The sequence below is a fragment of the Profundicola chukchiensis genome (assembly GCF_029664245.1).
Classification (GTDB): Bacteria; Bacteroidota; Bacteroidia; order Flavobacteriales; family Weeksellaceae; genus Profundicola; species Profundicola chukchiensis.
Genome location: NZ_JANAIE010000071.1, coordinates 1 through 225 on the forward strand (window position 1 = coordinate 1; position 225 = coordinate 225).

The 225-nt window shown below is 63.1% G+C and carries 1 protein-coding gene; it reads left to right on the plus strand.

The features are described from left to right. Positions 1–225: hypothetical protein (locus tag NLM59_RS11705; RefSeq protein WP_304417961.1), on the plus strand; the 225-nt coding region annotated here is incomplete at both ends.

Here is a 225-nt window from a genome sequence, read left to right on the forward strand (position 1 = left end):
GTCGGACGACCTGCAGAAGCACGTGCAGAACATCAAGGACTGGCAGGTCAAATCGGCCCAGGCCAACCTGTCGATCGGCCGCAAAGGCGCCGAGATCACGGCCGAGCTCGCCTCGGTGCCGTCCACCGCCCACGCCGTCACGAACATCATCGACGATTTCAACCGTGGCCAGGGCCTATTCCACCGCAACACCTTCAAGGACAGCCCCGACGGCGATCTCGACAT